This window comes from Allobosea sp. 05T439, assembly GCF_056396005.1.
The window spans coordinates 174,791-195,409 of record NZ_JBFTKP010000007.1; the positions used below are offsets into that span (position 1 = coordinate 174,791).

The 20,619-nt window shown below is 63.9% G+C and carries 22 protein-coding genes; 5 read left to right on the plus strand and 17 right to left on the minus strand.

Annotated features, from left to right (window positions below):
* The first annotated feature begins 20 nt into the window (after positions 1 to 20).
* The gene (locus tag AC1DIO_RS10595) at positions 21 to 764 is read left to right on the plus strand and encodes a FadR/GntR family transcriptional regulator (protein ID WP_441505742.1); all 744 of its coding nucleotides are present in this window, start codon (positions 21 to 23) and stop codon (positions 762 to 764) included.
* 77 nt (positions 765 to 841) lie between these two features.
* A complete protein-coding gene (locus AC1DIO_RS10600) occupies positions 842 to 1,399 on the plus strand; it encodes a gamma carbonic anhydrase family protein (protein WP_441505743.1) in 558 nt (185 codons plus the stop codon).
* Here AC1DIO_RS10600 and AC1DIO_RS10605 read toward each other — a convergent pair.
* From AC1DIO_RS10605 to gabT, 11 genes are all read right to left on the minus strand, one after another.
* Positions 1,344 to 2,012, minus strand: a complete 669-nt coding sequence (locus tag AC1DIO_RS10605) for a TetR/AcrR family transcriptional regulator (protein WP_441505744.1) — start codon at positions 2,010 to 2,012, stop codon at positions 1,344 to 1,346. The two genes, AC1DIO_RS10600 and AC1DIO_RS10605, sit on opposite strands and share 56 nt — an antisense overlap.
* Positions 2,013 to 2,071: 59 nt before the next feature.
* Complete coding sequence (locus AC1DIO_RS10610) at positions 2,072 to 3,418, minus strand: amidase (RefSeq protein WP_441505745.1); 1,347 nt, start codon at positions 3,416 to 3,418, stop codon at positions 2,072 to 2,074.
* Positions 3,419 to 3,434: 16 nt separating this feature from the next.
* Complete coding sequence (locus tag AC1DIO_RS10615) at positions 3,435 to 4,178, minus strand: ABC transporter ATP-binding protein (protein WP_441505746.1); 744 nt, start codon at positions 4,176 to 4,178, stop codon at positions 3,435 to 3,437.
* The gene (locus AC1DIO_RS10620) at positions 4,175 to 4,936 is read right to left on the minus strand and encodes an ABC transporter ATP-binding protein (protein ID WP_441505747.1); all 762 of its coding nucleotides are present in this window, start codon (positions 4,934 to 4,936) and stop codon (positions 4,175 to 4,177) included. Before AC1DIO_RS10620 ends, AC1DIO_RS10615 begins: the two co-directional genes overlap by 4 nt.
* Positions 4,936 to 5,829 carry a branched-chain amino acid ABC transporter permease gene (locus AC1DIO_RS10625; RefSeq protein WP_441505748.1) on the minus strand — a complete coding sequence of 298 codons (894 nt, stop codon included), beginning with the start codon at positions 5,827 to 5,829 and terminating at the stop codon, positions 4,936 to 4,938. The genes AC1DIO_RS10620 and AC1DIO_RS10625 overlap by 1 nt, the downstream gene beginning before the upstream one ends.
* A gap of 4 nt (positions 5,830 to 5,833) precedes the next feature.
* Entirely contained in the window at positions 5,834 to 6,709 is an 876-nt protein-coding gene (locus AC1DIO_RS10630; protein WP_441505749.1) for a branched-chain amino acid ABC transporter permease, read from the minus strand.
* A gap of 13 nt (positions 6,710 to 6,722) precedes the next feature.
* The gene (locus tag AC1DIO_RS10635; protein WP_441505750.1) at positions 6,723 to 7,961 is read right to left on the minus strand and encodes an ABC transporter substrate-binding protein; all 1,239 of its coding nucleotides are present in this window, start codon (positions 7,959 to 7,961) and stop codon (positions 6,723 to 6,725) included.
* 74 nt (positions 7,962 to 8,035) lie between these two features.
* Positions 8,036 to 9,235, minus strand: a complete 1,200-nt coding sequence (locus AC1DIO_RS10640; protein WP_441505751.1) for a CaiB/BaiF CoA transferase family protein — start codon at positions 9,233 to 9,235, stop codon at positions 8,036 to 8,038.
* Between the two features lie 25 nt (positions 9,236 to 9,260).
* A complete protein-coding gene (locus AC1DIO_RS10645; protein ID WP_441505752.1) occupies positions 9,261 to 10,034 on the minus strand; it encodes an enoyl-CoA hydratase/isomerase family protein in 774 nt (257 codons plus the stop codon).
* Entirely contained in the window at positions 10,034 to 11,011 is a 978-nt protein-coding gene (locus AC1DIO_RS10650; protein WP_441505753.1) for an aminopeptidase, read from the minus strand. The genes AC1DIO_RS10645 and AC1DIO_RS10650 overlap by 1 nt, the downstream gene beginning before the upstream one ends.
* A gap of 7 nt (positions 11,012 to 11,018) precedes the next feature.
* Positions 11,019 to 12,374 (minus strand): 4-aminobutyrate--2-oxoglutarate transaminase, encoded by a 1,356-nt coding sequence (gene gabT / locus AC1DIO_RS10655; protein ID WP_441505754.1) that lies wholly within the window; start codon positions 12,372 to 12,374, stop codon positions 11,019 to 11,021.
* A 192-nt stretch (positions 12,375 to 12,566) separates the two neighbouring features.
* Between gabT and AC1DIO_RS10660 the strand changes: the two genes are divergently transcribed.
* Positions 12,567 to 13,196: a GntR family transcriptional regulator gene (locus AC1DIO_RS10660; protein WP_441505755.1), complete on the plus strand. Its 630-nt coding sequence runs from the start codon at positions 12,567 to 12,569 to the stop codon at positions 13,194 to 13,196.
* Between the two features lie 30 nt (positions 13,197 to 13,226).
* Here AC1DIO_RS10660 and AC1DIO_RS10665 read toward each other — a convergent pair whose 3' ends face one another.
* Positions 13,227 to 14,399, minus strand: a complete 1,173-nt coding sequence (locus AC1DIO_RS10665; RefSeq protein ID WP_441505756.1) for an MFS transporter — start codon at positions 14,397 to 14,399, stop codon at positions 13,227 to 13,229.
* Positions 14,396 to 14,995, minus strand: coding sequence for a GNAT family N-acetyltransferase (locus tag AC1DIO_RS10670; RefSeq protein WP_441505757.1), 600 nt, complete (start codon positions 14,993 to 14,995; stop codon positions 14,396 to 14,398). The genes AC1DIO_RS10665 and AC1DIO_RS10670 overlap by 4 nt, the downstream gene beginning before the upstream one ends.
* Positions 14,996 to 15,094: 99 nt before the next feature.
* On the opposite strand from AC1DIO_RS10670, the gene AC1DIO_RS10675 reads away from it, so the two are divergent.
* Together AC1DIO_RS10675 and AC1DIO_RS10680 are read left to right on the plus strand one after the other, a co-directional pair.
* On the plus strand, positions 15,095 to 15,979 hold the full coding sequence (locus tag AC1DIO_RS10675; protein ID WP_476853389.1) for a LysR family transcriptional regulator: 885 nt from the start codon (positions 15,095 to 15,097) through the stop codon (positions 15,977 to 15,979).
* A 144-nt stretch (positions 15,980 to 16,123) separates the two neighbouring features.
* On the plus strand, positions 16,124 to 16,495 hold the full coding sequence (locus tag AC1DIO_RS10680) for a YciI family protein (RefSeq protein WP_441505759.1): 372 nt from the start codon (positions 16,124 to 16,126) through the stop codon (positions 16,493 to 16,495).
* Between the two features lie 92 nt (positions 16,496 to 16,587).
* Here AC1DIO_RS10680 and AC1DIO_RS10685 read toward each other — a convergent pair whose 3' ends face one another.
* From AC1DIO_RS10685 to AC1DIO_RS10700, 4 genes are all read right to left on the minus strand, one after another.
* The gene (locus AC1DIO_RS10685; protein ID WP_441505760.1) at positions 16,588 to 17,517 is read right to left on the minus strand and encodes a lipid kinase; all 930 of its coding nucleotides are present in this window, start codon (positions 17,515 to 17,517) and stop codon (positions 16,588 to 16,590) included.
* Between the two features lie 280 nt (positions 17,518 to 17,797).
* Positions 17,798 to 19,531 carry a YbaL family putative K(+) efflux transporter gene (gene ybaL / locus AC1DIO_RS10690; protein WP_441505761.1) on the minus strand — a complete coding sequence of 578 codons (1,734 nt, stop codon included), beginning with the start codon at positions 19,529 to 19,531 and terminating at the stop codon, positions 17,798 to 17,800.
* Positions 19,532 to 19,747: 216 nt separating this feature from the next.
* Entirely contained in the window at positions 19,748 to 20,068 is a 321-nt protein-coding gene (locus AC1DIO_RS10695; RefSeq protein ID WP_441505762.1) for a polyhydroxyalkanoic acid system family protein, read from the minus strand.
* A 115-nt stretch (positions 20,069 to 20,183) separates the two neighbouring features.
* On the minus strand, positions 20,184 to 20,453 hold the full coding sequence (locus AC1DIO_RS10700) for a hypothetical protein (protein ID WP_441492482.1): 270 nt from the start codon (positions 20,451 to 20,453) through the stop codon (positions 20,184 to 20,186).
* Positions 20,454 to 20,619 lie beyond the last annotated feature (166 nt).

Genomic DNA, 20,619 nt, shown 5'->3' on the forward strand with positions numbered 1-20,619 from the left:
TTTGATAGGGATTGGGTGAAATGAAAGCCAAGAGCGCCGGATCCACGCCTGCCGAAGAGCCTCGTCCCTTGCGACGGCCGAACCTTGCCGAGCAGATCGCCGGCGATCTCGCGGCACGCATCAGCGGGGGCGAACTCGAGATCGGCCAGAAATTGCCGACCGAGTTCGCACTCTCACGGAGCATGGGTGTCAGCCGAGCCGTCATCAGGGAAGCCATCTCGAGGCTCAAGCAGGAGGGGCTGGTCGACGCGCGCCAGGGCAGCGGCGCCTTCGTGACGAGCATGCGCGCCGCGGGATCGTTCCGGCTCGATCCACGAGAGATCGAGAATAATCGCGAGCAGCTGTCGCAGGTCTTCGAATTGCGCCTGACTCTCGAGGGTGATGCGGCGGGCTATGCCGCGCTAAGGCGTTCGGACAGCGACTTGCGCGCGCTCTCTCAGTGTCTCCACGCCATTGATGCGAATATCCGCGATGGGGATGACGGCATTGACGCGGACTTCGCTTTCCACAGCACGATCGCCAAGGCGACCGGAAATGCGTTCATTCTCGAGCTGGTTGATCTTCTTGGAGCGCAGCTCAAGAACTCTGTCCGCATCGCCCGTCTGAATTCTTCCTCCTATGTCGGCCGGCCGGAGGCAGTTCTCATGGAACATAAGGAAATCTATGACAATATTGTCGAGCAACGTGTGGAGGCGGCACGCAGCGCCGCCCGGCGGCACGTCATGAACGCAGCGAAGCGGCTGGGTCTCTCGGTCGGCTTCTAGACTCGCGCAAGGGAGGCGGATGCCCGCGCCCTGCCCCGTGAGAAGCCTCAAAATCCCTCGGTCTCCACAGAAGATCCATGCCAATCATGAACCTGGGCGATCTGCGCCCGACCCTTCCGCGCTCGGGCCGCTATTGGTTCGCCCCCGATGCCTCGATCATCGGCGACGTCATCTTCGATGACGACACCAGCGTTTGGTTCGCCGCCGTCATCCGGGGCGACAATGACCGCATATCGATCGGTGCCGGATCAAACATTCAGGACGGCGCCGTGCTCCACGTGGACGCAGGATATCCTTTGGCGGTCGGCGCCTCGTGCACTGTCGGGCACCGCGCCGTTCTGCACGGCTGCACGCTTGCCGACCGGGTGCTCGTCGGCATGGGCTCGACCATTCTGAACGGCGCCGTCATCGGAGAAAACTGCATCGTCGGCGCAAACGCTCTCATCACCCAGGGCAAGCGCTTCGAACCGAACTCGCTGATCGTGGGGGCCCCTGCCAAGGCGGTGCGGTCGTTGACGGATCAGGAGATCCACGACATCGCGGAGACCGCGGCGGAATATGTCTCCAACCACCGACGCTTCATCGCGGAGATGGCAATTGACCATCCAGCGCGGAGCTCCCGGCATCTGGTCTGACGCCGACGAGGTCAAGCGCCATGGTGGCATAGAGCCCGGCCGCTTCTTTCACGGTAAGCCTGCCGTTGCTGCGATACCAGGTGATGACGCCGTCACACATCGAGATGATTGCGAAGGCGGCAAGTGATACGTCCTTGACCGTAAACACACCCTCCGTGACCCCGCCCTGGATCACACGGCGCAGATTCTCGGTGTGCCGGCGCTGCAAGACACGCATGACGCCGCGTTGCTCGTCGGAGAGAAATTCGACCAGCGGACCCATTCCCAGGAACGTCCGGTCATAGACCCGGGCATATTCGACCTTCTCGATCTGATAGCGAACATGCGAGGCCACCAGCGCCGCGAGTTGGCGCCTTGGGTCGGGAGCTGCCTTCGCGACGGCTTCCTCGGTCGTTGCGAGGAAATCCCGTTGATTGTCCTCGAGGACGGCGAAGAGCAGCGCCTCCTTTGAGGAGAAATGGTGATAGAGGCTGGGGGCGGTGATGCCGAGCTGCTCCGCCAGGAGGCGCATGCTCACCCCCTGATAACCGCGCTCACCGAACAGCAGGGTTGCGGTGCGTACGATCGCATCCCTGCCGCTCTCCCGTTGCTCCGGTCTAAAGCTCGTCGTCATCCATCGCTTGTGCACTGGATCCCATGAGAGTTCCAGCCAGGCGTCGCGGCTCGGGCCAATCAGGCGATATGGGCCGAGCTTCCCAGGATGGTTTCGATGCAGCGAGACCAGTAGAGCAGGCGCGCATCTTCCTTGACGCAGCCGACCACCTGGAAACCGAGCGGCAAGCCTGCTGGTCCGCGAGACACCGGCAAGGTGATCGAAGGGTTGTGCAGCAGGGACCAGATGCGGATGAAGGCGGAGCTGCCGGTGCTCGTCGCCTCCGGCGCCTCGCCCAAGGTCGACGGCATGACGAGCACGTCGACATCGCGCGCGAGATCGTGGAAGGCCCTGCGGCACGCGTCCGCGGCGTCGAGCGCACGCGCATAATCGTCGGCGGAGTAGCTCTCGCCGAGTTCGAGGTATTCGATCAGTTCGCGATCGCACTTGTCCGCATGGTTGCGCTTGATGTCGGCATACTCGCGCGCCAGATCATAGGCCATGATCACATCCTGCGCTTCCCCGATCGTCTCGAAGATCGCGGGCATGACCAGCGACTGGACGGTCGCACCTGCCGCTTCCAGTTTGCGCAGATTGTCCTCGAAGATGGCCAGCGCAGCGGGATCGGCCTTATCGAAATCCTTCGTCCTCCACACGCCGACGCGCATGTCGGTACGCACGGATGTCGTTGCATCGAAGCGCGGATCGCGGGTGAAGCCGCGCATGAAGAGCGTCGCGTCTTCCACCGAGCGACAGATCGGCCCGATGACGTCGAGCGGGCGCGAATAGGTCCTGATGCCGACATAGGGAATGGCGTCCAGCGTTGGCTTGAAGCCTACCGCTCCGCAGAAGGCGGATGGCCTCAGGATCGAGCCGGCCGTCTGTGTGCCGATGGAGATCGGCGTCATGAAATCGGCGACGGCGGCGCCGGAGCCGGCCGAGGAGGCCGCCGGCGTGCGCGTCAGATCGTGAGGATTGCGTGCGGGTCCCGGCAGCATGATGGCGTGCCGCGAGACCGTGTTCTTCCCAAGGATGGTGAAGCCGAAATTGCGCGCCATCGAAACCACCGGCGCGTCGGACTGCGGCTGGCGGCGAGGAAATATCTCGGGATCGCCCAGCTCAGTCGGCATGTCGGCGGTGTCGATCGTATCCTTGAGACCGAGCGGGACGCCGTCGAACAGGCGGCTACGGCCGTTCCGGTCGAGAGCCCGCGCGTGAGCGAGGGCGGCGTCGGCGTTCACATGGACCCACGCCTTGACGCCGCCATTGCGCTCCTCGATGCGCTCCAGGCAGGCGCGTGCCCAGGCTTCGCAGGTCAGAGTCCCCTGATCGAGCGCTCGCAAGCCCTCGGTCGCGGTGAGCATGGCCGTGCGCGAGGCAGCCGGCCGTTTGGCCGTCACCGGCCGGTCGACGGAAGAAATGTCCATTGTGCCTGTCCCGTTTCTAGACGTGCGTGGAAGGTGCGTGGGGCATTGCCGCCTGGGATTGGCCGCGTCCGATATAGACGTCGCCCATTTCCTCGTTGGCTAGCAGGCTTGCGCCTGTGTCAGACAAGACGATGCGCCCCGCATCGAGGATGTATCCGCGGTCGCTGAAGGCGAGCGCCTGACGTGCCCGTTGCTCGACCATCAGCACCGCAACATCGGCCTGCGGCAGCCGCTTGACCTCCTCGAAGACCTGGTCGGTCAGCGCCGGCGACAGCGCCGCGGACGGCTCGTCAAGCAGGATCAGGCGGGGCGAGGACATCAAGGCCCGCGCAAAGGCGAGTTGCTGACGCTCGCCGCCGGAGAGGTTTTCCGCATAGGTGCCGCGCCGCCCCGCCAGAGCGGGGAAGAGATCGAACATGTCGCGGATTCGTGCGCTTTTGCCAGGCGCATGTTCCACGACCTGCAGGTTCTCCAGCACGGTCAGGGTGCCAAAGACGTTTCGGACTTGCGGCACGTAGGAAATGCCGATGCGGACGCGGTCCTCGATTTGCAGCTTCATCAGATCGATGCCGTCGAACACCATGGTGCCGGCGATACGGGGCAGGATGCCCATCGCCGCCTTGATGAGGGTCGACTTGCCGGCGCCGTTGGTGCCCGCGATCGTGACGATTTCCCTGGCGCCGACATGCATGTCGATACCGGTGATGATGTCGACATCGCCGTAACCGCCGGACAGGTTGGCGATTTGCAGAAGGCTCATATCACACCCCCCATATAGGCTTCGCGGACGCCCGGATCGGCGAGAACCGCGTCAGGCGTGCCACTGGCGATGACCTTGCCGCGATCCATCGCGTAGAGTCGGGGCACGACGCGCGCGAGCTCGGCGAGATTGTGCTCGATGATCAGCACGGCGATGCCGCGCCGGTTCAACTCGACGATCCGGTCGCAGAGCTGCTCGATCAGAACCGGATTCACCCCGGCGAAAGGCTCGTCGAGCAGGATGCATTTGGGTTCGAGCATCAGCAGCCGGCCGATCTCGAGCAGCTTCTTCTGGCCGCCCGAGAGCTTGCCCGCCAGTTCGTCCGAGACGCGCGCGAGGTTGAGGAAGGCCATCACTTCCCGCACGCGCTCGGCCAGTCGCTCTTCCTCCTGCCGGATCGCGCCGCGCGCGAAAACCAGGGCGGCGAGCTTCTCGCCACGCTGATCCCGCGCTGCCACCATCAGGTTGTCGAACACCGTCATGTGGCTGAATTCACGCGGGACCTGGAATGTGCGGGCGAGACCGCGCCGGACCCGCTGATGGACCGGCACTTCGGTGATGTCTTCGCCCTGGAAGACCACACTGCCGGACCCCGCCGGAATATAGCCGGTGGCGACCGAGAACAGCGTGCTCTTTCCCGCACCATTCGTTCCGATCAACCCGACCAGTTCGCCTTCGCCGACTTCGAGCGAAACATAGTCGAGGGCACGAAAGCCGCCGAAGCGAGCCGTGATATCGGTTATCGAAAGGAGCGCCATCAGTTGCTCCTCCGCGACGATTTTCCGAACAGGCCTTGCGGGCGGTAGAGCACGACGCAGATCAGAGCCATGCCGATGATCCAGATCCGGACGCTCGCCAGTTGGACCTCGGAGACGCCGGTGAAGACATCGCGCAGGAAACGCGAGCCTTCGAGGAACCCGACGAGCAATACGGTTCCGATGACCACGCCGCGCAATGATCCGACACCGCCCAGGACAAGGGCGATCCAGATGTAGAAGGTGATGAGCGGGACGTATTGCTCGGGGCTGATGAAGGTCAGGTAATGGGCCTGGAGTCCGCCCGCGAGGCCCGCGATTCCGGCCCCGATCATCAGGGATCGCGTCTTGAACTGGGCCGGATTCTTGCCCAGCGCCCTGACCGCTACCTCGTTGTCGCGGATGGCTTCGATCACCCGGCCGAACGGGCTCCTGATGATATGATGGATCAGCAGGAAGACCACGGCACAGACCGCAAGCAGCAAGAGAAAGATGTAGAAATCGGTCATTTTCGGATCGACCCAACCGGCAAAGAGCCTKGGGATGCCCGGCAGCCCATGCATGCCGCGCGTCAGCCATTCCTCTGTCTGCAGTGTCATGCGGACAGCTTCGGAGAAGCCGAGCGTGACGATGGCGAGATAGTCGCCGCCCAGCCGCAGCGAGATCATCCCCAACGGGTAGGCCGCGAGGGCGGCGAGCGCCGTCGCTGCAGCCAGCGAGACGGGGATCGGCACCCCTTTCAATGCTAGCAGGGCCGAGGTGTAGGAGCCGATGGCGAAGAACCCGACATGGCCGAAATTCACCAGGCCGGTGAAGCCGTATTGCAGCGCCAGCCCGCTCGCCATCAGGAGATAGATCAGCACGCTGATCGAGATCGCGATCAAATAGCCTTCCATGGCATCACCTCGCTGCAATCGGACGGCCGAACATTCCCTGCGGTCGCAGGAGCAGCACGCAAAGAAGGATCAGGAAGGCGAGAACGACCTTGTAGGCAGGGCCGACGAACAAGCTCGCGACTTCCTGCGCGATGCTGAACGTCACGATGCCCAGAACCGCGCCMACAGGGCTGCCGATCCCGCCGAGGATCACGCCAGCAAACATCGGCATCAGGAGTTCCCAGCCGAGTTCGGGCAGCACCACTGCCTTGATGCCCAGCAGCGCACCACCGAGTCCGCAGAATGCTCCGGCCACGGCCCAGAGGAAGATCATCACCCTGCGCGCTCGAATGCCGCTCGCGGCGGCCAGTTCCGAGCTGTCCGCGATCGCCCTCATGCGACGTCCCGTCGGGGTCAGATACATGACGCAGAAAACCAGCAGGAGCGCGATGATCGCAGCGCCGACGATGTAGAGATCCGTCGGCAGGATGCGGATTCCGCCGAAATTCCAGGCCCGCACCAGTGGCAGGTCCACGACATATTGGTCCTGCCCCGCGAAGAAGGTGATTGTGCTGCGAACGGCAAAGGCCACGCCGATGGAAGCAATAAGCCGGGCGACGTGCGAGCGTTCCGCCAGTGCCCGGAAGACCCAGAAATACATCAACAGCGAAACAGCGGCGGTCATCGTCATCGCGCCGAGCACGGCGGTTACGATCGAGCCTCCCAGAAACATCTGGGAGGCAATGGTCGTGTAGGCGCCCAGGGTCATGTAGTCGCCGGTGGCCGCATTGGGAAAGCGAGCAATGCCGAACACGAGCGTGATCGCGAGTGCGGGCAAGGCCAGTAACATCCCGATCACGACGCCGTTGATGACCGCGTTAGCGATCGAGATCCAATCCATCGGTGCGACCTTCCTATGCCGGCAGCTGGCCGGGGATGGTCTCTTTCAGGACGAGCTTGCCGTCCTGAATGTCGAACACACCGAAATCGGGCACCGTCTCGCCATGCTTGCCGAACTCGAGACGCGAGGACGCCCCGTCGTAATCGACCTTCTGTCCCTTGCGCAGGATATCGCGGCCTTCGACGAAGGAGTTGGCCTTGGTGCCTCCGGTCCCGGTGACCGCGCGGATCTGACCGTTGATGGCGGCGACGTCCGCCTGGGCTCCCGCAGCTTCGAGGGCAAGGGCAAGCGTGATCACCATGTCGTAGCACTGCGCGGCAAAAATATCGGGCTCGCGCTTGGTGATCGTCTTGAATTCGGCTGCGAAACGCTTGAACGCCGGATGCTGCTCGGCCGCGACATTCGAGATCGAGATCAGCCCTTCCGTCGCTTCCTTGCCGAGCGCCTTGACGAGGTCTTCGTTGGCGGTCCAGCCAGGCATGATGAACTTGCAGTCCTGGCCGCTCTGGTACCATTCCTTGAGGATGATGGTGGCGTCGGGACGATAGGCGCTGAGCGAGATGACATCCGGCTTCGACGCGAGGACACGGGCAAGCTCGGTGCGATAGCTGCTCTGGTTGGGCTCGTAGACGACAAAGGCGCTGACCTTGCCGCCATTGGCCTCCCAGGCGCTCTTGAAATAGTTCGCCTGCCCGACAAAGGTCGAGTTGTTGAAGGCCATGACGGCGGGGCGCTTGAAGCCCCGGCGCCGCGCAACCTCCGCAAAGGCATTCCCGAAGATCGCATTGGAAGCCTGGAACATCCAGGCGAGGCCCTTCTTGTTCTCGGTGAGCATCTCCGGCGCGCCGCAGGTGTTCATCGTGATCAGATTGGCGTCGTTGGTGATCGGCATCGTCGCCAGGCCGACCGAGGACGCCCAGATGCCTACGACCGCCTCGACCTTGTTGATCTCGACGAGCTTCTTGACCGCGAGGACAGCCGCCTCGGGCTTCGTCTGATCATCTTCGGCGAAGAGCTGGAACTTGCGGCCCGCCGCACCGCCCGCAGAGTTGACCTCGGCCACCGCTAGTTTGATCGCTTCCAACATGTAGGGGCCGTAGGGGCCGCCGATGCCGGTGATCGAGTTGAGCGCGCCGAGCCGAAATACCCGCTCCCCCTGCGCGAAGCTTTGGCCCGGAAGCGCCCCTAGGCCTGCTGCGGCGGTCCCTGAGACCAAAAAGGCGCGGCGTGACAGATTGTAAGGCTGTTTCATCATCGTTCCCCTATGTTGGCTTTTGCCGTTATTCTTGGACGGTTGGGGGCGGCTTTCCGCCCCCGAGTGACGGTCTATTGAACGGCGCCGCGGCCTCGTAGGCTCGCGATCTGGTCATCCGAAATGCCGAACCGACGCAGGACCCTGTCGGTATCCTCTCCGAGCAGTGGGGCCGGCTTCCTGATTGCACCTGGCGTCTTCGAGAATTTGGTCGGAATCCCGATCATCCGCATGGCACCGAGCTTGGGATGGTCGATCTCCTCGATCATGCCGCGAGCGATGTAATGCGGGTCATTCATCGCCTGTCCGAAGTCGTTAATCGGACCACATGGGACACTGGCCGCCTCGCAGCGCGCGATCCAGGTCGCAGCATCGGCGGAGGCGAAAGCCTCTTCGAGCAGGGGCTCGAGCGCCTTGATGTTCTCGAGCCGGTCCATATTGGTCACAAATCGCGGGTCGGTGATCAGTTCCGGACGGCCGATCACATCCCGGCAGAGCTTCTCCCACGTCCGCTGGTTCGCGGCTCCGATGATGATGAAGCCGTCGCCGGTGCGCAGTGCCTGGTACGGCGCCGAAACGCGGTGGCGGCTGCCCGTCGCCTTTGCCACCGTACCCTCGGCGAAATAGGCGGCAGCCTCCCAGATGAACCAGGGCAGACCGCATTCGGCGAGGGAGATGTCGATGTGCTGGCCCTCGCCGGTCTTAAGCTGATGGACATGGGCCGCGATGATCGAATAGGCGGCCGTGAGACCCGCGCCAACATCATAAATCGCGATACCGGATTTGAGGGGTCGGCCGTCGGGTTCGCCGGTCATGCTCATGATGCCGGTCAGGCCCTGGGCGACCAGGTCGAAGCCGCCCTTCCCGGAATAAGGCCCCGTCTGGCCGTAGCCGGACACCGAGCAGTAAATCAGGCGCGGATTGATCTTGCTCAGCGTCTCGTAGTCGACCCCGAGGGACTTCGTCACGCCGACCCGGTAGTTCTCCACCACCACATCGGCCCAGCGAACCATGTCGTAAAGGATATCGCGCGCCTGCGGATCCTTCAGGTTGAGGGAGATACCCTCCTTGTTCCGGTTGATCTGCGCGAAGCAAGTCGACTCGCCGTTCACATAGGGGCCCATCTCACGGGAATCGTCGCCGGTGACGGGCTTCTCGACCTTGATCACCTCGGCACCGAGATCGGCCAGGACCATGGTGCAGTAAGGACCCGCCATGATCTGGGAGAGATCGAGGACCTTCATGCCGGAGATTGGCGACGGACGGCTGCTCATCGGAATTTTACCTGTCATCTTCTTGTCAGCGCCCGACAAAAGCCGGCTTGATCTTCTGTCCGAACGCCGCTCGGCCCAGCCGGTAATCCTCGGTGTCGAAGCAGGCATAGGCTTCGTCACTTTCCTCCGGCGTCAGCGTCCCGCCCTGCCGCAGGCGCTGGATGAATTTCTTGTGCCAGCGATTGACCAGAGGCGCCGCGCCGGCGATCCGCTCTGCGGCGCCATAGGCCTCGGCGGCGACGGCATCATCATCGGCAAGCCGGGTCACGAGTCCTTTCGACAGAGCCTCCTCGGCTCCGAAGATTCGACCTTCCAGCAGGATTTCGAGCGCCGCGGAATGGCCGATGACGGCGACGATGTCCTCAAGCTCGCGGTAGTCCAGCGTGATGCCAATGCGGTTGATCGGCACTCCGAACCGGGCCGAGCACGCCGCGATCCGGATGTCGCACATCGAGGCGATCTCCAGGCCGCCCCCGACACAAGCGCCTTCGATGCAGGCGACAGTCGGGTGACGCAGGTTCTTGAGCCGGTCCGTCATCGCAAGCGTGAAGTCGGCATAGTCGCGGGCTTGCTGGCGCCCGTCGCGATCATCCCCGAAGCCGCCAATGTCACTCCCGGCACAAAAATGCCCGCCGGCGCCCCTGACGACGACGCAGCGGACCGCGTCATCACTCTCAAGCTGGGAGAAGGCTGCGCCGAACGCCTGGTACATCTCCATGGTGAAAGCGTTGCGCTTCTCGGGACGGTTGAGCAGGACCGTCACCACGCCTGTCCCGTCGCGCGAAACCTCGATGCCCATCATACGTACTCCAGCAGCAGGTCCCTGCCGCGAAGGACGGCGCGTCCATCCAGCTCGAGCGTGGCGTCGGTGAGGATGGTGTCGTAGTGGGCAGCGGCCTTTACTGTGCCGCCGATATAGGCGCTGGTGCCGAGGGCAAGCTGGATCGAGCCGTAAACGCTCTCATCGGACAGCATGGTGCCGTCGAGAACGCAGTTCGGATTCATGCCGACGCCGAGTTCACCGAGATTATAGACCAGCGGATCGTTGAAGCTCTTCAGGAGGTCGCTGAACATCCGGGCCTCGGCTCCGCCTTCGATCGCGACCGCCATGCCCTTCTCCATGTGGATGCGGACGGGCTCGTCACGGATCAGGCTCACGCCTGGAATGCTGGCGTTGACGACAATGACGCCCTCGGCCGTTCCCTCCACCGGCGCCAGGCTAGCCTCGAGACAGTAGCCTGCGGAGATGTCGACCGTGTTGGCGAAGCCATGAAGGGCGCGACCACGTCGCCCGGCGATGCTCATGGTCACGTTCGTCCCGTCGGGACTGGTGACACGGGCAGTGCCGGCCTGGGTGAAGGCATCGGCCAGACATTCGATCTGCGGCCGCAAGGCCACGAAATCCGCCTCCCAACCCTCTGCCAGGAAGAAATCGCCTTGATGCGACTCGGGCAGAACGATGACTCCCACACCGGCGCGCGTGGCCTCCTGACGCGCCTGTGTGTGTGCGATATTGGCGCGGGTCAGTCCGATGACGAGATCCGACGCCTTCATGGCTTGCGCGGTGATCTCGGAGAGCTGCCGCCCATGTCTCGACGAGCCCTCGATCTGCATGAGGTGCACGCCCGCGCCGGCTTCGGACAGGGCGATCGCCAGCGCCTCGACATTATGATCGGTGAAGAGGTCGTAAAGGACCAGAACCTGGCTGTCCGACCCGGCATTGCCGAGCAGTTTCACGACCTTGCGCGCATTTTTGAGCTTGAGAAGCGTGTTCATGTCGATCTCAGGCGCTCATTGCCAGCGGGCTGGCGCGCCGGTCTGCGGCGGCGACCGCATCGCCGAGAATGCCGAGGCCGCGCTCCAACTCCTCCGCCTCCAGCGAGAGCGGCCCAAGGAAGCGAATGACGTTGCCGTGGAAGCCAGCCTTCACCAGGATCAGACCATTGCGATAGCACTCTTCGACGATCTGAGCCGCCAGATCGCCGGCCGGCGCGTGAGATTTGCGATCCCGGACGATCTCGATGGCTCGCATCGCCCCGAGGCCACGCGCATCGCCGACGATCGCATATTGCTGCGCCCAGCCGGAGAAACGATCCTCGACGACCGCACCGATGCGGCGGGCCTTCTCCTGATAATCATCCCGTTCCATCACCGCGATCGTGGCCAGGGCGGCGGCGCAGGAAAGAGGATTGCCTCCATAGGTCCCGCCCAGACCGCCGACACGGGGCGCATCCATCAGCTCGGCGCGTCCGACTAACGCGGCGATCGGCAGCCCGCCGCCCATCGATTTGGCGAGTGTGTAAAGGTCGGCCTCGATGCCGGCATGCTGCGTCGCGAACCACTCGCCCGTCCGACAGAAACCGGACTGGATCTCGTCGGCAATGAGCACGATACCGTGCCGCGTGCAGTATTCGCGGAGCTGCCTCAGGAAGGGCGCAGGCGCAGCATGAAAGCCGCCCTCGCCCTGAAGCGGCTCGATGATCACTGCAGCGACGGCGTCGGGAGAGACCTCCATTTCGACCAGCCGAGCAAACTCGGCGAAGGCGGCCGCGCTGCAAGCCTCTTCGCTTTCATGGCCGGAACGATAGAGGACCGGGAACGGCGCGCGGTAGATCTCCGACGCCAGGGGCCCGAACCCGCTCTTATAGGCCGGCGCCTTCGCGGTGAGCGACAGAGCCATGAAGGTACGGCCATGGAAGGCTCCTTCGAAAGCAATGACAGCCTGGCGCCCCGTCGCGCTGCGCGCCACCTTGATGGCGTTTTCGACCGCCTCCGCGCCGGTCGTCTGGAGCATGACCTTCTTCGGCCATGAACCGGGAACGAGTTCGATGAGCTTCTCGGCCAGATCGACATAGCCGGGATACATAACGATATTGAAGCAGGTATGCAGGAACTGGTCGGCCTGGGCCTTCACCGCCTGCACTACGTCCGGGTGCGCGTGCCCCACGTTCAGCGTGCCGATTCCGCCCGCGAAATCCAGGAACGCATTGCCGTCGACATCCGTCAGCTTCGCGCCGGAGGCGTGTGAAGCAAAGACCGGCGGGCCATTCGCGACGCCACGCGCCACGGCGGCATTCCGCCTGTCGAGCAACGATGCGCACTCAGGGCCCGGAACGGCCAATTCTTGATTCAGCCTCATGCGGCTCCCTCCCCGGCGGCAATCGCCATGAGTGGAGTTAAGCGTGTACATTTTCGTGTGTCAACTATCTTGCAATCGATTGTACAATCTGTTGTCGAGACGATTGATCTATCTGTTCAGCCGCTCTATCGAAGGGAACCGACACCGTGAGGTTGCAGAATGCCTAGGCAAAAGAGAAAGGCGGCGACTGTCGTGGGCGCCATCGCCGACATGCGCAGGAAAATTTCCTCGCGGGCGATCAGCCCTGGCAGCCGCATTCCGGAAGAGGATCTGGCCCAGGCCTATGATTTGCCGCGAGCTAAGGCGCGCGAGGTGCTGGCGACGCTGGAAGACCGCAGCCTGATCACACGAGAACCCAACAAGGGTGCAATCGTCTCCGCGGTTGATATGGAGACCACATATCGCCTCTACGAGGTACGGGAAGCGCTCGACGGCCTCGCCGTTCGGCTGGCGACCCTGAACTCGAAAAGGGGCGATTGGGACGACATCAGCGAATTGTTCGGCCCGTCATTCGAGGAAAGCCTGAAGGCAGGCGATATCGACCGCCATGTCGAGGCAATCGAGACGTTTCGAACCCGCATAACCGAAGCCGCGCGCAACCCGGTCCTCACCGATCTGCTMGAGCGCATCTACGACCGCACCCGTGTCACGATCCGTCGGGTGGCGCTCCTTCCCGGCCGTGCCCAGGCGGGCATACTTCAATATCGGGCCGTACTGGCAGCGATCATCCGAGGCGACGCCGACGACGCCGAGATGCGCATCAGAGAACTAAACCGGAGCGCGCGCGAATACATCGAGCGTTACAAGGATTACGTCCTTTAGCGAAACGCCGGCGGCCCGGCTTCGCCCAGGTCAGGGTGCTCGCACATGGCCGAGAACGAACAAGGCGAGCGCTGCGAAGGCCCCGACGGTTGCGACCGCGGCCGACAGCAGGAGCGCACCCGCGTCGCCGTAGCGCGTGATCGTGGCCGCATAGGCGATCGGCGCCGTGGCCGATAGCAGGAAGCTCGGGGCCACGAGTGTCCCGACGAAGCGTCCATAGCTCGCCGGATCGAACAGGATGAGCGGCACGGTTCCCCGCGTGATCGTCAGCAAGCCGTTGCCGGCGCCATACATGAAGGCGAAGACAAGCGCAGCCTGCCAAGTCGACACCGCCAGGAAGCCAGCGACGAAACTGACGAGCAGGACGACGGTGGCAAAGAGGTTGAGAGCAATGGGATCGACCCGGGCTCCGAACAGGACCTCGCAGAGGCGCGCCGCCGACTGGCCGATCCCACGGAAGCTCGCGGCCATGATTGCAGTCGACGCGCTCAACCCGAGGCCGACCATCATCGCAATCATGTGCGCCGACATCGCCGAATTCAGGAAGTTCGCCAGCGTCACGATCAAGGCAAACAGGCCTGCCGCCCAAATCTTCCGACGCGGGGTTTCGATGCGGCCGGTACTGGACCGGGAGGACGACCTGATCGGCCGCGAGGGGACGGGCAATGTGATCAGCAGCGGGATCGCCAGCAGAGAAATCGCCGCATAGGCGAACACGGCTCCCCGCCAGCCCAGGGTTTCCGCAAGAGCACTGCCGATCGGCCAGAAGACCGTCGAGGCCAGGCCTCCCAGGAGCGTGATCTGGGATATCGGGCGGCGCGCGTCGCTACCCAGCAACCGCGCCAGGGTGGCGAAGGCAGCGTCGTAGAGCGACATGCGCATGCCCAGACCGAGCATGAACCAGGCCGTGAAGTAGAGCGCGAGATTGCCTCCCAGCGCGAGCAAGAGGCAGCCGAGCGCATTGAGCCACGCTCCCCCGATCATGACGGAGCGCCCTCCCCTTCGATCGATCAGTGCGCCAATCGGCGCAGAGCTCAGCCCCATCACCAGGAGGGCAAGCGAATACCCTCCGTAGACCGCCTCTCGCGACCAGCCCGTATCCGCGACGATCAGATTGCCGAACGCGCCGATCAGGTAATACGTCACCCCCCACGAGATGAGCTGCGTGAGACCGAGATTGAAGACCGCCCAGGGGCGCATCATGCCGAGGCCGATGGATACGAACCGTCATCTGGTGGCGTATGGGCTCCCTGGCCCAACGCCCTTTGCATCAGCACCGTGTCCAGCCACCCTCCCAGCTTGAAGCCGATTGCCCGAAACGTGCCGACCGGTTCGAAGCCGAGCCTGCCGTGCAAGGCGATCGAACCACGATTGTCGCTATTGCCTATGACGGCCACCATCTGGCGCCAGGGGCCCCTCTCGCAGTGGTCGATGAGGGCGGCCAGGAGCCGGCTCCCGATGCCGCGCCCTGCCATTCCCGGCGCGACATAGACGGAATCCTCCACCGTATATCGATAGGCGGGCCGGGGCCGGTAGCACGTCGCATAGCAGTAGCCGACGACCGCCGCGTCGATTTCCGCCACCAGGAAGGGCAGGCCGAGATCGAGGACAGCGGCGCGCCTGGCCGCCAACTCGTCGAGCGAAGGCGGAACGGTCTCGAAACTGGCGAGCCCATGCAGAACATGGTGCGCATAAATCTCCTGGATGGTCTCGAGGTCGCGCTCTTGCGCCGCGCGGATTGCGACCCTGGACGACGAGATGGCCGATGGCTGTGATGGGCATTCCGCCAGGCTGGGCATGTTTCGCTCTTCGAAGGTGGATCCTGGCACCCTGGCTACGCCTCCCTCCGTCATTAGGGAAGATTTGCCTCATTATACGGAGCATGAGATATTCTTTGGGTGTCCAATCTCAGTCTCGATCAGTTACAGGCCTTCGTCGACGTCGTGGAGCTGGGCAGCTTCACCGCTGCGGCCGAACGCCGAGGGCTCTCGCAGCCCGCGGTCAGCTTGCAGTTGCGCCAGCTGGAGCGGCGTCTGGGAGTGACGCTGATCGAACGGATCGGCCGCAAATGCCAGACAACCCCGGCAGGTGATGAACTCCTGGGCTATGCGCACCAGATCGGCCGCCTGGTCGGCAGCGCGACCGAAGCCATGGCACGGMATGGCAAGGGCGCGATGGGACGTGTCAGGCTCGGAACAGGCGCAACGGCCTGCATCTATCTGCTGCCACCGGTGCTGAAGGAACTCCGCCGGAAATTCCCGACGCTCGAGATCACGGTCACCACCGGCAACACGACCGATTTTCTCAAGGCCATCGAGGAGAACGCGATCGATATCGCACTGGTGACGTTGCCTGCAGCGGGCCGCATGCTGGACGTGACCCCGGTGCTCGACGACGAGTTCGTGCTCATCGCGCCGCAGGACATGCCGCTTCCCGCCAAGGTCGACCCGGCCTGGCTCGCCGGACGGCCCGTGATTCTGTTCGAGCCCGGCGGGAGGACGCGCAGCATTGCCGATGCGTGGCTCTCTCAGTCTGGGGTGATGCTCAGGCCGATCATGTCGCTGGGGAGCGTCGAAGCCATCAAGGAACTCGTCGGTGCAGGGCTGGGCTGTGCCGTCCTGCCAGGCATGGCCGTCGCAGGCCACCGAGCACCATCCGGCGTCGCGGTGAGGAGCCTGACCCCGAACCTCAAGCGCACGCTGGCGATCGTCGTCCGGCGCGACAAGAAACTGCACAAGGGCCTCATGGAAACGATCCGCGCGTTGGGCAAGCTGTCCGTCTGAACGATCCCGGCAGCGCGTTTCGGGACACTGCGAGTTCGTGGCAAGCGCGATCTTTTCAGGTGGCAGGCCACCCGGCAAAATTCTGGCACCACATGTCGGCACGGGGGCTCAAGCTTCGTCCTTGAACCGAAGGGAGGTCTGCAGATGCATTACACCGTGCTGTGCTACCATGACGAGGATATCACGACCGCCTGGTCGCGCGAGGAGGAAGCGGTCGTCGTCGACCGGTTGATTGCCGTACACGACAAATCGGGCCGGACGTTCAGGCCGGTGGTTCGGCGGATGCCCACCAATACCGCGACAAGCGTGCGCAAGAGCGGGACACTCGTCACCGACGGTCCCTTTGCCGAGACAAAGGAACAGTTGCTCGGCATCTATGTGATCGAGGTTCGTAACCCGATTGACCTGGGCTTCTTGTATAACCGCGCCTTCGAGGATCCGGACGGCCATGTCCTCGAGCTGGCGTGGATGGATATGAAGGCCGCGATGCCCGCGGCAGACACTGAGCCGGCCTGACGGTAGCGGAGCAGGTCGCGAGGCTCGGCTTTACCGTCCGCCCAGCATCGCGGCCATGTTGCCAGGTAGCCCTGCCACGCCAAAGCGCCTCGTCAACGGTGATACAAGGAAGGGCGCGCCATTGCCAAATGCGTGGCGGAGGCCGGCGCAAAGATCGAGATGGCCTTGGGATGAACCTTGAAATGGGCCGGCGTTGCAGTGACGATCTCGCCGTCAGTGTTGATCGGCATGGGCCTCTTCGTCTCGATGTCGAACTCGACGCATTTCGCAGTGCGAACCTCGCGCCACGCACCATGAGTTCCCGAGCGGAATGAACGCAGCATCAATGCCAGCTTCCAGAGGTTCGTCATCTCCAGGCTGTACAGGTCGAGATGCCCGTCATCGATCTCGGCATTCTCCTGCACCACATTGCCACCGCCATAGTGCCGCCCGTTGCCGACCGCGATCTGATAAGTCTCGACGTCGATCGCCCGCCCCTTCTCGGTGATGGTCGCGCTGAACCTCGACGCCCGGGTCATGACCTTCATGGCGGCCAGCGCGTAACCCAGCCTTCCGAAACGCCGCTTCAGCACCGGGTCGAGACTTTGCGCGAGCTCGCTGCTCAGCCCGATGCTCGCAACATTGAAGAAGGCGTGGCCATTGACCGTGCCGACATCGACCGGGCGCGTTTCGCCACGCGCGATCACATCGGCGGCTGCCAGCAGGTCCATCGGGATGTCGAGCGTTCGAGCCAGGTCATTGGCCGTGCCCATCGGGATGATGCCCAGCGGCAGGCCGCTTTCCATCGCCGCGAGCGCCGCAGAGGACACCGAACCATCGCCACCGCAAACGATGACGAGATCCGCCATGTGGCGCAGGCGTACGATATCGCGGGCGATCTCGGGCAATGCCTCGAAGGTTTCAACGCTTACGGTGAGCCCGCCGCCTTCCAGCCGCTCGAGGAGGGGCGTGATCGACTCCTGGCCACGCCGCGCCTTGGGATTGCGCAGCAGCAGCGCGCGCTTCTGGATCAATTGGCTCATCGGCTCTTGGGTTGGCAGGACATCGGGCAAGGCAGGTGGGGAAGCTGCCCGCCGATTTCAACCGCAAGGCCCCGTCTCCGGCGGTCCGACCGGGGTATGCCCTGATCGGACGGACCGGTTTCCCGATGCGCCGAAATCGGAAACCGAGCCCACCTGAGCACACTCGCGAACGGGCGTGAGGCATTGGGCCGCCCGGCTCAATCCGAAAGAACTCGCTTCCACCGAGACCTACGAAGGCGCCTTCCGGCAATCGCAGATATCGTGGGGTCCAGCGGAAACCTCAGGCTGCTTCTGCCGATGGCGGCGGCTCGGTTGGCGCCGAATCCGCTCTCACGCACAGCGCCAGCATGGCGCGCGCAATCTCGGCCTCTCCCATGATCGTCAGCGTCGCACCGCATTTGGTCAGGTGCTCGACCTCCGCATCCGAATGCGCGCGGGCGACGATCGGCAGCGTCGGGTTGTCGCGCCGGGCCTGCTCGCAAACCTGGCCGGCCTCGAAGCTCTGCGGAATCGCCACGAAGAGCCGTTTGGCCCGCGCCACACCCGCAGCCGAAAGGACTTCGGGATCAGCCGCATTCCCGACGATGATCTCGGCCCCATCGCGCCTGGCGGCTTCGATCGCATCGGACTGGTCCTCGATCACCAGCAGCTTCTCGCCATGCGCGAGCAGCCCGGCCCCCAGCAATGAGCCGACACGACCGTAACCGACGACGATCATGTGTTCGGAAAGCGAGGTCGGCACGATGTCCCGTTCGGGCTCAGGCGCCGGCGCGGGCGCCGCCACGCTCGGCTTCGGCTTCGCCGGCTGCGTCTCCGCGCTGATCTTCTCGACGATCGCGAACAGGACGGGGTTGAGAAGGATCGACAGGATCGCGCCGGCCAGGATCAGGTCGCGCCCCTGCTCCGGCAGGATCGCGAGCGAAACGCCAAGCCCGGCCAGGATGAAGGAGAACTCGCCGATCTGCGCCAGACTGGCCGAGATCGTCAGCGCCACCGCATTCGACCGGCCAAAGGCGCGCACGATCAGCCAGGCCGCCACCGATTTGCCGACCAGGATGATCGCGAGCGTCGCGAGCAGCGGGCCCGGCGCGCGCAGCAGAATCCCCGGATCGAACAACATGCCGACCGAGACGAAGAACAGCACCGCGAAGGCATCGCGCAGCGGCAGGGATTCCTCGGCGGCGCGCTGGCTGAGCGGCGACTCGCTCAAGATCATGCCCGCGAAGAAGGCACCAAGCGCGAACGAGACACCGAACAGGCTAGCTGCCAGGAAGGCGACACCGAGAGCGACAGCGAGCACCGCCAGCCGGAACAGCTCGCGCGAGCCGGTATGGGCGACCCAGTGCAGGCACCAGGGAATGACGCGACGACCGACGATGAGCATGAACGCGACGAAGGCGATGACCTTGGCGAGGGTCAGCCCGAGCACGCCCCACAGCCCCAGATCGAACTGGGCCGCAAGCGGGCTCGGCGCACCCGGCCGCGCGCCGTTCAGCGCATCGGCGACCGCCGGAATCAGGACCAGCGCGAGGACCATGGCGAGATCCTCGACGATCAGCCAGCCGACCGCGATCTTGCCCTTCTCGGTCTGGACGAGGCGACGCTCCTGGAGCGCCCGCAACAGCACGACCGTACTCGCCACCGACAAAGCGAGGCCGAAGACCACGCCTGCGACCCATGTCCAGCCCAGCAGCAAGCCGAGGCCGAGGCCCAGCAAGGTCGCGACGCCGATCTGAACGATGGCGCCGGGCACGGCAACGGCTTTGACGGAAAGCAGGTCCTTCAGCGAGAAATGCAGGCCGACGCCGAACATCAGCAGGATGACGCCGATTTCGGCCAGCTGATTGGCAAGCCCCTGATCCGCGACGAACCCCGGGGTGAAGGGCCCGACCGCGACGCCTGCGAGCAAATAACCGACGAGAGGAGGGAAGCGGAATTTCTGGGCAAGCGCCCCGAAGACGAAAGCAAGGCCGAGGCCCGCGACAAGGATGGCGATCAGCGGGCCGTGATGCATTGGTCTCCCGGAGCGGTGAGTGATGAAAAGGGGTTGTCAGACCATGGCGGGCGGAAGGTGGAATTTCAACCGCAGCGCGCCGCCCCTCTCGCTTCAGGCAGCAATAATATTGCCGATCGTGCCCGGCGAATTGTCGCAATGGGTCACTGCAGCAGCCTGATGGTGAACGGAAACTTTACGAACGCGAAGCGTTCCGGCAGCGCCCGCCACCTGTGATCAGGAGCGTGGCTTCTCGAGCAGGACCTGTCCCTGCTTCTCGACGCCGAGCTTGAGCTTCTCGGCGAAGACCGCGAGCACCCAGGGCAACATCACCTCGATGCGGACAAGCGTCTCCTCGACCTCGAGCTTGCCCCTGACGGTATAGCCGAGTGCGGCGACGCCGAACTGGACGGCCTCCCCGTCCCAGTTCTCCTCGACCAGCTGCATCTTCACCATGCCGAGCTTGTCGCGGATGCGGTCGATGCCGCTGCGCAGCCGGTCCAGGGCGGCCTCGCGTCCGAGGTCATGAGAAACGGTGATGCTGACAGGCTTGGCCATGGCGCTCTTCAATCAGGACGACTGACTGTCATGTGATGTATCGCCGCGCGATATCCAGAGGCACACCCGGCCAATGATGGCCATGAGACCGGGTTTTGGCCGAAAGGGCTTCCGCTCACCCCGAGAACGCGCTGGAGCAGAGCGAGCGCGAGGCCTGGGTATGCGCGAGCCACCAATAGTTGCGCTCGCTCAGAGCCCGGTGGCCGCGCGCAGTGACACGCCACAGGCCATCGGCCGGCTCCACGAGTCCCCGCTGCCGCAGCGACAGCAACACGGCATCGTCGAAGATGAAGTGCTTGGTCTCCTCGTCGAGGCTTTCAAGGGCAATCCATTCCGGGTCGGTCATGATGGGGTTGCACTGCATCTGAAGGTGCTGTGTTTCCATGATCATCTCCTTAGTCGATCCCGATCGGATGGTGACGACCTCGCATCCAATCTGGGCACCCTCGTGACCGGAAGTCGGCCTCAACAAGCCTTAGCCGGCAGGCTCGGCACATTTCCGTGAACGCTGACGGAACTCTGCCGCCGCAGCATCGTTCAGTTTGCACACC